Genomic DNA, 15,352 nt, shown 5'->3' on the forward strand with positions numbered 1-15,352 from the left:
TTACTTTTTGCCGGACATCACGCTGTCGAGAAATAGATCTGCGTCGCTGTTGAACTTCCAGGCAACCCCAAACTTATCGACGAGCAGACCGAAGCAGGAAGACCACGGTGTATCGGATAAAGGCATAATCACGTGGCCGCCGACGGACAAATTGCTAAAGTATTGCCTCATTAAAGCTTTATCAGCAAAGACAAGACTAATCCATACGTTGTTTCCTTTCACCAACTCACCGGTTACTGCCTTCATTGAAGGCAAAATATCCGACATCATGATTTTGCCGCCTGCGAATTCGATAGCGGACTCCATGATCATTCTCAACTCATTTTCCGGCAATGGAAAGTTTGGATCCTGCGGAATGTCCGCAAATCTCACTTTCTTCACTTCATAGGCGTCTAAAGCCTCCGAATAAAAATCAATCACTTGCTCTGCCATACCATCAAAGTTTAAATAAGCAATCGCTGGCATAACCCATACCTCCTTCTTGTGATACTTGCAGTATAATACATAAAAGGCGACATCTTGATGTCACCTTTTCCAAAGAAAATTTAAACGAAGGCAGGGAGCAGCGATGAATAAAATCGAGAGACTGATTTCGATCATCATGATATTACTGAAAAAAGATGTGGTCTCCTCCAATGAATTTGCGCAATTATTTAATGTTTCCAAAAGAACGATTCTGCGCGATATGGAGGCGCTGAGCTTGGCCAACATCCCGATCTATGCCGTGAATGGCGTTCATGGCGGCTATGGGATCTTGAATGAGTATAAGGTGGATAAACGACTTTTGAACAGCTCCGATTTGGAAAATATTTTAACGGCGCTGAATGGATTGGAACAAATCTTCATTAGCGAAGAGGTAGAAAGAACGATCAAAAAAATTGAAGCCATGGTAGGCCCGATGTCGCTGACCGGTTCAATTCGGCTATCCTTTTATGACTGGAAGGGGCGGTCGGAAATCGACCATACTTTGAAAACATGCCAAGACGCCATCACCATGAAAAGGTGCATTTCTTTCGATTATCTGGACAAAAACGGGGCTCCAACGCATCGGATCGCCGAACCCTACCAGCTTCATTTCAGCGAAATGAGCTGGTATCTGAAAGGTTTCTGTCTCGATCGCATGAGCTATCGAACATTTAAATTGTCCCGGATCGACAATCTGACGATGAATGAACAAACCTTTTCCCCCAGAGAACATCCGTCAGAAGGAGCGCGCGGCGTCAAGTATCAGCCAGCGCTCGTCACGATCAAGGCGCTGATCGCGCCTTCTATCAAAGATCACTTCATCGAAAGATACGGTCGGGAAAGCATTGAAAACCACAGCCCTGCATATGCACTCGCTACTATCCATGTCCCCCAAGATCCTGCGGGATTCCAATTTCTTGCAAGCTTCGGGACAAACCTCGAAATTATAGAGCCGAAAGCATATATCGACGATTTTCGGAGTTATTTGGCGAAGATGTTAGGGAAATACGAGGGATAAGCACTGCCCCCTTCCCCGACTCCACAGTGCTCCGCAAAACGTCCAACACCACTTTTTGCATGTCGGTACGCACTCATTACCAGCCTTTCCCTGCCTATGGGCAAGCAGACGCCGCTTGTCTATCCAAAGCTGGACAATGCGCAGGGGAAGCGCCTTTTGCTGTGCGGTGTACCAAGGCAGACAACATCCATTATCCCCCCACTTCTATGGCAAGTTCACACTTCAGCATCTTCCGCTCATCATTCACCGTAAACGCCGCTGTCGCTTCAATTACGTAGCGTCCTGCCGGGAGGAGCCAGGGGCGGTCCTTTTGCAGCATCTCTAACTTCCACGCATCAGCGCTACGATAGCTGTTAAATTCACTCAATAGCGCAAGAGGGAGTCTCGACGTAAAGGTCGTATTTGGGGACAGTTCATCAGTAATTAACGCTTGCTGAACCCCCGTCGAAAGCGACTTTCCATCTTCATCTCGAATCGTATATACCACGAGCGGGTTCCCGTGTTTGATTTTCAAAGGTCGATCGCCGGTATACAAAACTTCACTTTGAATGACCATCTGTTCGCTTGACCTATACGTTTGCCAGGCTGAGCGCAGGGTCAATTGAACATCGCCTTGGTGCGCTTCGGCGGCATGCGTCATCTTCATTTCCCGATCCGAAGCGTAGGCAATGGAAATGCGCCGCTCTTCTTCATTGTAGCTCACCTGCCCCTCCATGGCTTCCGCCACAAACCGCAGGGGCACATAGGTCGAGCCTTCCTGATTTAGCACAGTGTATGCTTCAGGCAGCATGACCTCCTGCTGGTTGACCGTGAATCGGACGAGAAATGGAGATACCGCCAGCTCCACAGCCGCGTACGCTGCAGTGGCAACGGATAGGCCGATCAGCGTGGGGAGGATGATTTTTTTCATGGAAATCCCTCCTTTCAAGGAGAATTACTGCATCTTGACAAGTGCCAGGGACACTTCGTGTTCTGAGGGGACCATCTTTCCCGCCTGCGACTCGAAGCAGCTTCTTTATGAATTGAGACGCCGACGAACCTCGAAAGTTTCTAGTTTAATCACAAATTTCCCATATTTAACCACGTTAATCATAAAAAATTAATTGCTCCGCGCTCCTTGTAAGAACGGCCATGTTTGCGGATAACGTGGCGTCGCTTCCAGGATCGACTTTCCGACATGCCAAAAAAGCCGGAAACGTTAGGTCGGTAAAACCGCATCATACCGCGCCGTTTACAACTGCATCTCAAAGCTAGCTTTGTCTGCCGGGTGAAATAGCCAATGATTTCATGGCTTAAATGGAGCTAATCACGCTCATTCGCTTAAATAAGCCATGTTACCACTGGCTAATTCGGGAAATTATCGCGAAGACAGCGATATTGGGATGAATAGCCAATGGGGTCATTGGTTATTCGCGGCGGATCCGCTCCATATCTAGAATTAGCCAGTGGTTGCATTGGCTAATTCTCTCGTCTGTTGGCTATCTACCGGTTAAGGAGCTAAAAGCCACGCTTCACGCCGACAGCAGAGATAGCAAAGAAGGCGGAGACAGCGAAAAAATGGAGACAGCGCAGACAGCGAAACCAAATCAGATCTTGCTATCTGTAAAAAAACAGGCGCCGCAGCACCTGCTTCCCCCACCTATTTCACGCGATTCGCCTCAATAAACTGTTTGGCAATCGTCTTTGGCGCTGCTCGCAAGTAAGCTTCCTTCAGAAGGTCGGCCATTTCCGCCCAATCCCCCGGTTGACGAATGGATACCCAGCCGCGGTGTCCGATATATTTGGGGACGAAAAACCGCCCCGTCTGGACAAGCAGCTCCTGATTCTCCAGATCCGATTTGAACGTGATGCCATGGTCGCTCATAATGATGAACGATTTATCCCTCACTTTAAATGTGTTATGGCCATGGCCGTCGATCAATTCCGTCACCTCAGGCAAATCTTTGCAAATCCGCTGCACCTGCTCCAGCATGCGTTTCCCTTCCGGCGTTGCCATTCCCATGTGATGTTCCATCTTGTTTCCTCCTCACCACGATTTGTAAAAGGAATTCGCGATTCGCCCGCCGTTTCCTTTCTATTTCTGTTATCGGCGGGTTGAGGCAGATTCATTCACAGGACGGTGATCCCTCACCTATCCTCTCATCCCCTTGTGCATGTTCCTGTAAAAACTACAGCAACATTACCGAGAAACACTTCATTCGGCAGTACTACCTGTAAAAGTTACAGCAAAATACAACAATCACGCCTAAATACCTCGCTTTAAGGGGAGAATGGCGAATTTACATGTACTTTTTGCAGGTTCTTCCGCTTCAACGGCCGATTTGTCCAAAATTTGATGTAGGAAATGCAGGTGATGGGGGTGTACCACTGCGCCAGCAGGAGCAGAACTCGGTCTTATCCGCAGGATTAGTGAGGTGAAGAAGATTGGCCCGAAGTGAGGAAGCAACCTTACTGGGGCGCCTCTTTGTGATACGTCAGATAGATCTGTTGGCCGAGATTTTTTATTGTATCCGCCACGGCAAGCGGCTCGAGCACCTCGACGTCAGGCCCGTAGCTGAGCAGCATCCCGTACATCCAGTGGTTGTCGGGGTAGCTGGCGCGAACCAGCAGCGTGCCGTCCTCCTGTTTGTCGACGTTGTCAAGCCCAAAAGCTTCCTCGACCCGCACTCGCAGGCGAGGAGGAAACCGCAGCAACAGCGGTATGAGCGGGCCTGTCTCCTGATTGCCCCAACGCGCATCCAGTTCCTCCATGCGAACGCCGCGGTTCGCGAACGTTTCCAGCTGCAGGCGCAGCCCGCTTATGCGCGACACTCGGAACGTGCGATAGTCGCTGCGCAGCCGGCAGTAGGCATATAAGTACCACGCATAGCCTTTCCAGGCCAGACCCAAGGGCTCGACTTCACGCTGCTCGCCTATGCCTTCCGTATTCGTATAGCGGAACGAGACGACCGACCGTTGCTTGGCCGCTTGACGCAGCGCTGCCAGCATGGAGCGATCTTTGATGCCGCCGCCGTGCCACAAATTCGTATCGAACATCAACGTTTCACCGAGTTCTGCCAGCTGATGCTGCTCGGATTTGGCGACTAGCGCCTTGATTTTGGTCAGAAGGGCGTCCATTTCTGTATCATCCAGTGAAGCCTGAACGCCTTTGAGCGCAACCAGAATCGATTGCAGATCGTCAAAGGTCACGATTTGCCGGTCGAGCCGAAACTGTTCCATAATTTCATACCCGCCGTCGGAGCCTGTATACGAAACAATGGGGATGCCGGACATATTGATTGTCTCCAAATCCCGATAAATCGTCCGCAGCGAAACTTCAAATTTATCGGCAAGCGATTGGGCGTTCACCCGCCGCTGACTTAATAAGATCATGGTAATGCCGAGTAAGCGTTCAATTTTCAACGAAATTCCAGCTCCTTCCTCTATAACTGACTTTACCGTTCCTTCGGTGGGAAGTCGATCTTTTTCTCGCCGCAGGCCCGTTCCTGACAGACAGTTGTCAACAAGGGGAGATTACAATGCAAGTATAAACCAAATTCCCTTGAGGAGGAGTTACCCATGAACACACCGATTTCCGCATCAGAAAAAAACGCAAAGGCCATCCGCCCCTATCGTCTTGAAACGCCGCAAGCGGCGCTGGACGATCTTACGTATCGCTTGACGCATACCCGCTGGCCCGATGAGCTGCCTGGTGCAGGCTGGCAGTATGGCGTGCCGCTGCCCTTCGTCAAAGACATGGCCGATTACTGGCGCACGGCTTTCGATTGGCGCAAACAGGAGCAGCGGCTGAATGACATTCCGCAGTATGTGACGACGATCGATGGCGCGAATCTTCATTTCTTCCACGTCCCTTCGCCAGAGGTGTCGGCTATGCCGCTCTTGCTGATTCACGGCTGGCCCGGTTCGCCCGTCGAGTTTTTGGATCTGATCGGCCCGTTGACCGACCCGAGTTCCTATGGCGGCGATCCGGCTGACGCGTTTCATCTCGTCATCCCCTCCATCCCGGGCTTCGGCTTATCGGGGCCGACGGAAGAAGCGGGATGGACGCCCGGGCGCGCGGCGCAAGCCTTCGCCGAGCTGATGGAGCGTCATGGCTATGCGCAGTATGGCGTACAGGGCGGCGATATGGGGGCGATTATCGCGCCGGAGATGGGGCGTATCGCAGCGGGCCGGGTCGCCGGTGTGCATGTGAGTGCGGCCACCATGGGCTTTATTCCAATGGGACCCGTGGAAGATGATGTGTTGGCGACGCTTTCGGACGCTGAAAAAGTCCGCCTTGGCCGGCTGGGCCAGTTCATGAAGGAGCGCTTCGGTTTCAATATGATTCAATCGACGCGTCCGCAGACATTGGCTTATGGACTCAATGACTCGCCGGTTGGGCTGCTTGCCTGGACGGCGGAGCTGTTCAACGGTTTCGGCGATGCGGTGGGCGCTGTCGATAAGGATCGGTTTTTAACGAATCTGATGCTGTATTGGTTGAATGGAACGGTGGGCTCGTCGGCGAGAATGTATTATGAAGCGGCGCATGATCCGGCGGCTTGGGCGCCGAAGGCAGTATCGGAAACGCCGATCGGCGTTGCGGTATTCCAATTGTCAGATGTCGCCATTCGCCATTATGCGGAGCAAGGCAACCGAATTGTCCATTGGAGCGAGTTCGATCGGGGCACTCATTTTGCGGCGATGGATGCGCCGGATTTGATGATCGGCGACATGCGCAAATTTTTCCGCGGCATGCGTTAAGGAGACTGGTGGCTGCGGGTACAGATAGGTTCATCCGCCGATCCCGGTTATGCCGGCCCCAGAATGAGAAGGAGGCACCGCCATGAAGAATATGCCAATGATGGATTCCCGCGCGCTGAATCGGGCCTTGTTGGCCAGACAGATGCTGCTTGGCCGGGTACAGCTTCCTGTGCTGGACGTTATTGAAAAGCTGACGGGCTTGCAGGCGCAAGCCCCGAACGCCCCTTACTTTGCGCTATGGTCCAGGGTTGAAAATTTTCGCCAGGAGCAGCTTTCATCGCTGATCCGAAGTCGCAAGGCGGTGCGTATCGCTTTGATGCGGGCGACGCTGCATCTGACGTCATCTGCTGATGCGCTGGCGCTCCGACCGTGGCTGCAGCCGGTGATGGAACGCAGCTTGAACGGCGCATTTGGCAAGGAACTTCAAGGCGTGGACAGGAGCCGGCTGGCAGCGAGCGGCCGACGCCTGGTGGAAGAGAAGCCGATGACGCTCAGCGAGTTGGGAGAACATTTGCAGCAGGAGTGGCTTGCGCAGCGACCAGAAGCGCTGTCGGCAGCTGTACGAAACTTGGTGCCGCTCGTGCAAACACCGCCTCGCGGCATATGGGGAGAGAGCGGACAGGCGGTGCATACGACGATGGAACTGTGGCTCGGGCAATCGATGGGCACTGAACCTGACGCGAAACAGTGGATTCGCCGATATTTGGCGGCCTTCGGCCCGGCGACAGTGAAAGATATGCAGGTGTGGTCGGGACTTTCGGGGCTAGGCAAAGTGCTGGAGCAGCTCACGAGCGAGCTCGTAACGTTCCAGACGGAGCAAGGCGCCGTTCTGTTCGATCTGCCGGATGCCCCACGGCCTGAGTCCGATACGCCGGCGGCGCCGCGCTTTCTCGGTGAGTTTGACAACATCCTGCTTGCGCATGCGGACCGCAGTCGTATTCTGGAGGAGCGGTACCGTAAACGGGTATTTACCTCAAATGGCATCGTGCGGCCGACAATTCTCATCGACGGGTACGTGGCCGGAACCTGGAAGCTGCATAGGGAAAGAGGCAAAACGGTAGTCGTTGCGGACATGTTCGGCAAGATCGCTCAAGCGGAGCTGGCTGCCTTGCAGGAGGAAGGGGAGCGGTTGCTTCATTTTGTCGGAGCGGAAACGGAGGCCTCGGAAATGGTTGTCAATCCTCAGTAAGTCCCAGAGATTACTTTACGTTGACGTTAACGTTATGCGGGAGTATGATAGAGACATGGAACATCATAAGCTTTCTGAAAAGGATGCGTTCACGCATCACGATGGGAGGAATTTCTATGTTTCACAAAATTCTCGTTCCGATTGACGGCTCCGAGCATAGCGATCATGCGCTCGAACAAGCGGTTGCCTTGGCAGTAAGCTTATCCCACGAAGTGAAAATAACGATTCTTCATGTGAGTCCTATCCTTGTACTCAATGAGCCGCCGATCATTTCCATTGAGGAGAATGCTGAGGCGGAGGGACAGCAAATTCTGAAGCCTGCGGAGGACAAGCTAACGGCGGCCGGAATTACTTACGACGTTCAATTGAAAACTGGCGATCCTTCTACAATAATCACCCAGTTTGCCGACGACAACCAAGTTGATCTTATTATGATGGGCAGCCGCGGTGCCGGCTTGATTTCCGAGATTTTGCTGGGCAGCGTCAGCCACAATGTCATCAAACACGCGCATTGTCCGGTCATGGTGACGAAATAGCCAGGATGGGAAGATGATTGATAAACGCAAAGCCCGGTGCGAGCATGAAGCTCGCCACCGGGCTTATTTGGTTTATCGGCTAAGCGCCTATCTTCCGTCTCCATCAAGCAAATTACCTAAGCCGCCAAGGATGCTTCCTTCTTCTTTCCGTCCGCCTGCTCTGGAAGCCGAAGCCATCCGGTCCGCCAACCTGCTGAACGGCAAGGATTGGATCCATACCCGCCCAGGTCCGCGCAGTGTCGCGAAGAACAGACCTTCGCCGCCGAACAGTGCCGTTTTCACACCTTTGACCATTTCAATATCATAGTCCACGTCTTGCGTCATTGCCACAAGGCATCCCGTATCTACGCGAAGGACTTCCCCAGGACGGAGCTCACGTTCGCAGATGGAGCCGCCCGCATGGACAAATGCGAGTCCATCCCCTTCAAGCTTTTGCATGATAAAGCCTTCGCCGCCGAAGAAGCCGGCTCCTAACTTACGCTGGAACGCGATCCCAACGGATACGCCTTTCGCTGCGCAGAGGAAGGAATCTTTTTGACAAATCAATTTGCCGCCGAGATCCTGCAAATCCATCGGAATGATTTTTCCCGGATAAGGAGAGGCAAAATTCACCGTTTCTTTCCCGTATGAGCTTTGATTCGTAAATACCGTCATGAACAAGCTTTCACCCGTCAACAATCGTTTGCCCGCACCAAGCAGCTTGCCCATGAACCCTTTGTTATCGCTGCTGCCATCTCCAAAGACTGTCTCCATATGGATGTTCTGATCCATCATCATCATGCTTCCGGCTTCGGCGACCACACTTTCTCCCGGATCGAGCTCAATTTCCACGTACTGCATCTCACTTCCTAGAATACGATAATCAATTTCATGTGCGTTCATCGTTCTTGTACCTCCAATAAATGTATGTAAATATCCGTAATTAAAATAGTTATACGCTGGGAACGAGGCGTTGGTTTCTAAGTGCTCAACCGATAATCGCTCGGGGAGCATCCGACGTGCCGTTTGAACGCGCGAGAGAAGGTATACAGATCCGGATAACCCACGGAAAGCGCGATTTCGCCGACCGTCAGATCAGGGTCCTGCAGTAAAAGCTGCTGGGCACGCTGCAGGCGCAGACGCTGGATGTATTGCTGCGGTGAGATACCGACCTTTTGCGTAAAGGCATGGGAAAAATAGGAGCGATGCAAGCCAAATGTGTCGGCAACGCCATGAATCCGCAGCTCTTCGGTATAATGCAACTGGAAGAAACGCTCCGCTTCCTGAATCCAGTTATCTGTCGCAGGCTGATCCTGTTGATGAGGGAGGGGGCTATCCAGCTCCAGGCTTTCAAAAAAACGGCACAGCGCACTGAACATCGTCAGCTTCCGCGCGGCCGGCTGCTCCCAAACCAGACGTTCCATTTCTTGCAGGGCGTCCAGAGATTTTTCACGGATTGCCTGACGACGGTAAGGCTCTGCGGGCGTGACGCCGATCGCTTGCAGCAGTTCAGGCAGTTGAGGCCCTTGCAGGGACAGCCACAGCATCTGAAGCTCGTCTTCGCCGGCGATCTGGTACTCGTAGGATAAATGTGGAAAAAGGCAAAAAAGATCCCCAGCGTGAAGATGAACCTGCTGGTCCCCGAAGCGCAGCAGCAGGCTTCCGCTCCGGATAACATGCAGCCCGAAGCAATCAATCTGCTTGCGTCCTACCCAGTAGTTAGGCTTGGCGATGTTTCGTCCGGCCCGTATAAGCCAGAAGCCGCCCGTCCGGTCGAAGCGCGTTGGCATGAAATGATGCAAATCGACGAATTCATGCAAAGTTTCTTTCATGATAATCGGTGCTCCTTCACCTAACATTTTGCTAAATTTAGTATGGCATGTCTGATTTCGAAAAGCTACTGTTCTTCTTTCTATTTGATAGGCTGGCATAAAAGACGCTATAGTAGTCTTTATAGGTTGTTCAGAAAAGGAGCGAGTGCAGACGATGGCACCTTTAGCGGTTATTATTCAAACGGATCAAGGCTACGCGGCGCGATTCGAGCGCCTGCTGCCGCAGAAGGCGGCGCAAGTGTGGGCGGCATTGACGGAAGACGCAGCGCTTGCGGTGTGGATGCCGAATTTGAAAACAGGCGAGCTTGGCAGCGGTGGGAGCATGCTTTTTGATATGAAAGACGGTACGTCTCCGCTCATTGAAATGTCAATCACGGATTTTGTGCAGGGGGAAGTTCTGGAGTTCGAATGGGGAGCAGGGCGAGTGCGCTTTCATGTGCAGCCTGTTGCCGAGGGGACGCGGCTGGAGCTGCTCGAGTATGTCGGCGAATGGACGGCGCATACGCCGAAAGATCTGGCCGGGTGGCATGTGTGTCTGGACTTGCTTGCAAACCAGTTAGCCGATGAACCGAGAACGTTTCCGCAAGAGGAGTGGGAACAATGGTACGAGGCGTATCAAGCGATCTCGAAAGGGTTATGAAATAAAAAGCTAGCTCATCCCGAGCTAGCTTTTAGACCTTAAAGAGAGACGATTAGCCGATGATCGCGAATGCTGCGACGCCTGAAGGAACGGTACGCGTACGGAAGAGGACGCCGTCTTGATCGAAAGTGCGGAGGATGAGCGTACGCGTTGTAGGTGTGCCTATGGAACGGAAGACGGCTGTACCGTAGTTGTCGAAACGAACGGTCGCGAGACGCGTGCCGCCAACTGTGCTTGCTGTGCAAGTAAAGCCGGCAGTTTGGAAAGGAACGCCGCTTGTGCTTACCCATAGCACCGTGAAGCGGGAGAGGCGCTGCGTTGGTTTGAGTGTTCCCGGCATGCGGCGGAGTACTTTGCCTTGACCGGTGTCGAGTTTAGCGGGACGTAATGCTTTAGCCATCGAAATCACCTCCCTTTTTTCTATCTGATCCTAGTAAATGCAGAAAGGGAGGTGCCCGAGTGATAGATTATCCTATATGATGAAAAATGTGCAAATAACGGGATCGCTTCACAAGGCTGTGCCCCTGCCTACCAACGTTTGCTTAAGGCTTTGCGGGACGTTTCATAAGCACGATACCGTTGACGGCAAGCTCGAGGATGCCTTGCAGAGGCGCGTTCGTTTCCAGCTCTGAATAGCTGCGACCATCAAGCTGAACACGCTGCACCTTGCCGCTGAAATTCATGACAAAGACATAGGCCGTCTCGCCGTCCGTCCGAATCTGAGCCGTCACGCCTTGCGGCAGCTCTGTATCCATTGCGCGGGCTGTGTCGGTTTGCGCAACAACGGACTTGTAGAACGCCGACAAGAAGTCCGGCTTGAGCCGTGTCGCCATATGGTAGGCCTGTCCAGCGCCGAAGACATTTCGGGTCAGCGCCGGTTGTTCGGCATAGAAGCTGTCCGTGTACACGCCAAGTACTTCGGCGCCTTCCGTGTGAACGATTTCGCAAATTTCATGCGCTTCGAACGTACCGGATAGGCCGAGCGGATTGTCAGGCAGCAGACGCAAGCCGTTGCGGTCGTGGTCATAAAGCCCTTCGATTTCCTCTGCCCAAATGCCGAGCGTGCGGCGGAGCGGTCCCGGGAACCCGCCAAGATGGCACAGGTCGTGCTCATTCACGATGCCGGACCAGTACGTGGTGACGAGTGTGCCGCCGCCTTCAACAAACGCTTCGAGCCGCCGGCCGGTTTCTTCGGTGCATAGATAGAGCATAGGGGCCACGATCAGCTTATAGCCGGCGAAAATGTCCTGGGAGCCGATGACGTCGACGGGCACCCCGAGTTCCCACAACGCGCGATGGTGCTGGTGCACTGTTCGCTCGTAGTGGATGCCGGAATTCCGGGGACCTTGCGCGTCCTTGACCGCCCAGCGATTGTCCCAGTCGAAGAGGATGGCGGCTTCAGCCGGCGTCGTGGTACCGATGATAGCGGAGATATCTCCTAATGTCTTGCCGAGTGCAGCGACATCGCGGAAGACGCGCGTATGCTCATGCCCGGCGTGATCGACGACGGCACCGTGAAATTTTTCGCTGGAGCCCCGGCTTTTGCGCCATTGAAAATATTGCACGGAATCCGAACCGTGCGCGATCGCCTGAAGCGAGGAGAGCCGGTGCATGCCGGGCTGCTTGAGTTTGCTGACCTTTTGCCAGTTCGTCTGGCTCGGTGTGCTTTCCATGAGCAGGAATGGCTTCTGCTTAAGTGAGCGGAACAAATCGTGATAAAAAGCGGTGGACGCCGCAAGCTCGCTGTCATCCTGCCCATCATGCCACATCGGATAGGAGTCCCAGGAAATGACGTCCAGACAATCGGCAAGTTTCCGGTAATCGAGCATCTCGATTAAATGCATGTTGGTTGTCACTGGGAGCGCGGGATTGGCACTGCGAACCGAAGCGATCTCATGCTGGCAAAAGGCGACGGTCTGGTCGGTAACGAACCGGTTCCAGTCGAGATTGTGCCCGTGAACCGCGTTCTCGCCGTGCGGCGCCGGGGATTCGACTTGGCTCCAGGACGAGTACGTATGCGCCCAGAAGGAAGTCCACCAAGCGGCATTCAGCGCTTCCAGCGTGCCGTATTTTTGCTGCAGCCAGGCACGGAACGCGTCCTGACAATAGCCGCAATGGCAGTCGCCACCGAACTCGTTGGAGATATGCCAACCGATGACCGCGGGATGATGACCGTAACGCTCGGCTAATGCACCGTTAATCCGCGCCGTTCGGTCCCGGTAAACCGGGCTGGTATAGCAGTGATTGTGCCGCACACCGTGCAGATTGCGTACGCGGCCCCGAGAGACGCGCAGCACTTCCGGGTATTTCTCCGACATCCAGGCCGGACGCGCACCGCTCGGGGTTGCCAGCCATGCGTAAATACCGTTAGCTGCGAACGAATCGAGTACATGGTCAAGCCATTCAAACGTGAACACACCTTCTTCCGGCTCCAGAGCCGCCCAGGCAAAAATCCCGATCGCCATCACATTGCAGCCGGCCAGCTTCATGAGCCGAATGTCTTCTGCGAGCACTTGCGGGTCGTGCAGCCATTGATCGGGATTATAGTCAGCCCCGTGCATCAGAACAGGCAATTTGGGACTAATCGGCGGAAATTTTCGAATCATGCATCCATCTCTCCTTGAAAAAAATAATGATCGTCGACCTAGTGGTTTCCTTTTGATTATAGGACACGCCGGAGCTATACTAATAGAACAGATGATGGAGAAAATCGTATAAAATGAACATGGAGGGACGCTCGCATGATGCCGTTTCTGCTGGCGGAGCTGCTGCCGCCTGAATCCGCTCTTCCGCTCCATGTGTATTGCGTGGGCAGCCATGAGCAGAAGCAGCTTTACAGGCCGGAGGGGTTTCCGGCGCATCAACTGTTCTTAAGCCGCAACGGGAGAGGCATCTTTCGCATTGCCGGAGGGCGAGAGCTAAGCATGTCCCCGGGTTCGATTTTGCTGCTGCCCGCTGGGGTACATCACGAATATTATCCCGAGCAGCGCCGGGAGGATTGGGAGCTTGGCTTTGTCGCTTTTAACGGTACGGCGGCCGAAGCGATGCTAACTCATGTCAGTTGCGGGACGCCAATGGCATGTGCGGACGAAGATTTTCAGAAGCTATGGAACAAACTGGAAGGTCTTTGGCAGTGCATTCATCTGGATAGCGAGAATGGCGATGGGGAAGCGTCGCGGCGCATGTACGATATGCTGATTGCGGTAATGGAAAGCCGGAGCGGGCGGGAGGTCAGGGCGCGGGTGCATCCTCCTGGACAAGCGAACGGCGCTTTGCGGGAAGCGGTCAAGCTGATTCACGACCATTATAATGAGGGCATTCAGGTGTCCAATCTGGCTAGAGCCGTGGGCTATTCCGTTCAGCATTTCAATCGGTTGTTTACGGCCAGCTACGGAGTGTCGCCGCAGCAATATATTCAGCAGATGCGGATGCGCCGGTCTGTGCAGCTTTTTGAAGAGCAGCCGGGGATGACGATCGACGAAGTTGCGCAGCAAATGGGGATGGAAACGAGCTATTTTATCCGGATGTTTAAAAGAACTTACGGCTATACGCCAAAACAGTGGCTGAAGCATGTCCATACGAAGCGGCCCATGTAAAGGTGCCGTTCTGCAAAAAAAAAGGGTGTTCCCGCTTACCGCATTCGTTCACGGTAATCAGGAGCACCCTTCTCTTTATTGGGCAGAGACGGTCTCGAGCTCTTTCACGCTTTGATAGATCAGGTTGAACAGCTCTTCGAGGTTGCTTTCCTCGATGCAGGAGAACGCTACGCGCAGGTCCGTTTCTCCGAGTGCAATCGTGCCCACGCCATGCTGGTTCAGCAGTTGTACGCGTACGGATTCGGCATCGACGGTTTTCAACTTGAGGCACATGAAGTAACCGGAGTTGAACGGGTAGTAATCCCATACATCGTCAAACTTGCCGCTGTCCAGGATCGCTTTGGTGCGGTTCGCGCGGCCTTTCATGATTTCGTATTTCTCCAGCTTCTGCTGGTTGAATTCCGGAGAATTCAGGGCGTGAAGCACGAACGTTTGGGAGGGATGCGGGCCGCTGGAAATCGTAGCGCGGATAATGCCCATCGTTTTCTGCTCCAGTGCTGCGAGCAGCGCTTCGCTTTGGCCGGCATACGTGATGAAGCCGACGCGGAAGCCCCAGACGTACTCTTCTTTGGTCGCGCCGTCGATTTTCACGGCAAGCACGCGCGGGTGCAGATCCGCCAGCTGCCCGAAAATAGACTCGTGCATGGAATCCTCAAAGAACAGACCGAAGTATGCATCGTCCGTCAGCACGACTACATTGATGCCGGCTTCCGCCGCTTCCTTGATCGCCGCCGTAATCTCGCGGCCTTCCTGTGCGTTCGGCGTGTAGCCAGTCGGGTTGTTCGGGAAGTTCAGCACGACGATCGCTTTGCCCTTGGACTTCTGCGCCAGCAGCGCGTCGCGAAGGCCGGCGGAGTTGAACTTCATCGCATTCGTGTACAGCGGATAGTTCACGATCTGGGCGCCCCGGCGAATTTCAAACGTGAGCTCGTAGTTTTCCCAGTTTTTGTCCGGAATGATAACCGCATCGCCTGCGTCTGCAAACAAGTCTGCCGCTATGCTCAGGCCATGTGTCAATGCGTTCGTCACAATCGGATTTCCGATCAATTTGCTGCCGATTGCCGGGTTTTCTTCCAGCATTTTTTTGCGCCAAGCGGTGCGAAGTTCAGGCTTGCCCGCAGGCGGCGCATATTCATAAATGTCTTTCGGATTATAAGTAGAAAGTGTATCTTGAATGACCTTCAGATGCATAGGCTGCCCGTTCTCGATAGCGATACCGATCGTAGCATTGAACTTCTTGGCTTTGGCTTTTGCTTCAGCCGATTGGCTGAGAATGCCTTCTTTCGGGAAGTAAATCGATTTGCCTAGTGCAGAAAGCATGTCGTACACGTGATTGTTTTCGCGTTGCAGGGTCTCG

The 15,352-nt window shown here is 53.4% G+C and carries 15 protein-coding genes; 6 read left to right on the forward strand and 9 right to left on the reverse strand.

What is annotated here, in order from left to right:
* Window positions 1–465, reverse strand: a complete 465-nt coding sequence (locus EJQ19_RS23045; protein WP_126143588.1) for a VOC family protein — start codon at window positions 463–465, stop codon at window positions 1–3.
* A 103-nt stretch (window positions 466–568) separates the two neighbouring features.
* On the opposite strand from EJQ19_RS23045, the gene EJQ19_RS23050 reads away from it, so the two are divergent.
* Window positions 569–1,483 (forward strand): helix-turn-helix transcriptional regulator, encoded by a 915-nt coding sequence (locus EJQ19_RS23050; protein WP_126143589.1) that lies wholly within the window; start codon window positions 569–571, stop codon window positions 1,481–1,483.
* A 190-nt stretch (window positions 1,484–1,673) separates the two neighbouring features.
* Here the strand turns inward: EJQ19_RS23050 and EJQ19_RS23055 are convergent, their stop codons facing one another.
* The 3 genes from EJQ19_RS23055 to EJQ19_RS23065 form a co-directional block, all read right to left on the reverse strand.
* The gene (locus tag EJQ19_RS23055; RefSeq protein WP_126143590.1) at window positions 1,674–2,393 is read right to left on the reverse strand and encodes a stalk domain-containing protein; all 720 of its coding nucleotides are present in this window, start codon (window positions 2,391–2,393) and stop codon (window positions 1,674–1,676) included.
* 729 nt (window positions 2,394–3,122) lie between these two features.
* Window positions 3,123–3,497 (reverse strand): MmcQ/YjbR family DNA-binding protein, encoded by a 375-nt coding sequence (locus EJQ19_RS23060; RefSeq protein WP_126143591.1) that lies wholly within the window; start codon window positions 3,495–3,497, stop codon window positions 3,123–3,125.
* Between the two features lie 434 nt (window positions 3,498–3,931).
* A complete protein-coding gene (locus EJQ19_RS23065) occupies window positions 3,932–4,885 on the reverse strand; it encodes a helix-turn-helix transcriptional regulator (RefSeq protein WP_126143592.1) in 954 nt (317 codons plus the stop codon).
* Window positions 4,886–5,041: 156 nt separating this feature from the next.
* Between EJQ19_RS23065 and EJQ19_RS23070 the strand changes: the two genes are divergently transcribed.
* The 3 genes from EJQ19_RS23070 (at window position 5,042) to EJQ19_RS23080 (ending at window position 7,948) form a co-directional block, all read left to right on the forward strand.
* Window positions 5,042–6,223 (forward strand): epoxide hydrolase family protein, encoded by a 1,182-nt coding sequence (locus tag EJQ19_RS23070; protein ID WP_126143593.1) that lies wholly within the window; start codon window positions 5,042–5,044, stop codon window positions 6,221–6,223.
* 82 nt (window positions 6,224–6,305) lie between these two features.
* Window positions 6,306–7,412 (forward strand): winged helix DNA-binding domain-containing protein, encoded by a 1,107-nt coding sequence (locus EJQ19_RS23075; protein WP_206438473.1) that lies wholly within the window; start codon window positions 6,306–6,308, stop codon window positions 7,410–7,412.
* 116 nt (window positions 7,413–7,528) lie between these two features.
* Window positions 7,529–7,948, forward strand: coding sequence for a universal stress protein (locus EJQ19_RS23080; protein WP_241243049.1), 420 nt, complete (start codon window positions 7,529–7,531; stop codon window positions 7,946–7,948).
* Window positions 7,949–8,035: 87 nt separating this feature from the next.
* Here EJQ19_RS23080 and EJQ19_RS23085 read toward each other — a convergent pair whose 3' ends face one another.
* The gene (locus tag EJQ19_RS23085) at window positions 8,036–8,830 is read right to left on the reverse strand and encodes a TIGR00266 family protein (RefSeq protein ID WP_126143594.1); all 795 of its coding nucleotides are present in this window, start codon (window positions 8,828–8,830) and stop codon (window positions 8,036–8,038) included.
* A 77-nt stretch (window positions 8,831–8,907) separates the two neighbouring features.
* Window positions 8,908–9,759 carry a helix-turn-helix transcriptional regulator gene (locus EJQ19_RS23090; RefSeq protein ID WP_164716682.1) on the reverse strand — a complete coding sequence of 284 codons (852 nt, stop codon included), beginning with the start codon at window positions 9,757–9,759 and terminating at the stop codon, window positions 8,908–8,910.
* 154 nt (window positions 9,760–9,913) lie between these two features.
* Between EJQ19_RS23090 and EJQ19_RS23095 the strand changes: the two genes are divergently transcribed.
* Complete coding sequence (locus tag EJQ19_RS23095; protein ID WP_126143596.1) at window positions 9,914–10,399, forward strand: SRPBCC family protein; 486 nt, start codon at window positions 9,914–9,916, stop codon at window positions 10,397–10,399.
* Window positions 10,400–10,451: 52 nt separating this feature from the next.
* On the opposite strand, the gene EJQ19_RS23100 is transcribed toward EJQ19_RS23095, so the two are convergent.
* Window positions 10,452–10,799 carry a hypothetical protein gene (locus EJQ19_RS23100; RefSeq protein WP_126143597.1) on the reverse strand — a complete coding sequence of 116 codons (348 nt, stop codon included), beginning with the start codon at window positions 10,797–10,799 and terminating at the stop codon, window positions 10,452–10,454.
* Window positions 10,800–10,941: 142 nt separating this feature from the next.
* The gene (locus EJQ19_RS23105; RefSeq protein WP_126143598.1) at window positions 10,942–13,005 is read right to left on the reverse strand and encodes a beta-galactosidase; all 2,064 of its coding nucleotides are present in this window, start codon (window positions 13,003–13,005) and stop codon (window positions 10,942–10,944) included.
* A 135-nt stretch (window positions 13,006–13,140) separates the two neighbouring features.
* Between EJQ19_RS23105 and EJQ19_RS23110 the strand changes: the two genes are divergently transcribed.
* A complete protein-coding gene (locus EJQ19_RS23110) occupies window positions 13,141–13,995 on the forward strand; it encodes an AraC family transcriptional regulator (protein WP_126143599.1) in 855 nt (284 codons plus the stop codon).
* Between the two features lie 75 nt (window positions 13,996–14,070).
* Here EJQ19_RS23110 and EJQ19_RS23115 read toward each other — a convergent pair.
* Window positions 14,071–15,352, reverse strand: a 1,282-nt coding sequence (locus tag EJQ19_RS23115) for an aminotransferase class I/II-fold pyridoxal phosphate-dependent enzyme (protein WP_241243050.1), incomplete at its 5' end; no start/stop codon positions are given.

It is taken from the genome of Paenibacillus whitsoniae (genome assembly GCF_003955665.1).
Classification (GTDB): domain Bacteria; phylum Bacillota; class Bacilli; order Paenibacillales; family NBRC-103111; genus Paenibacillus_E; species Paenibacillus_E whitsoniae.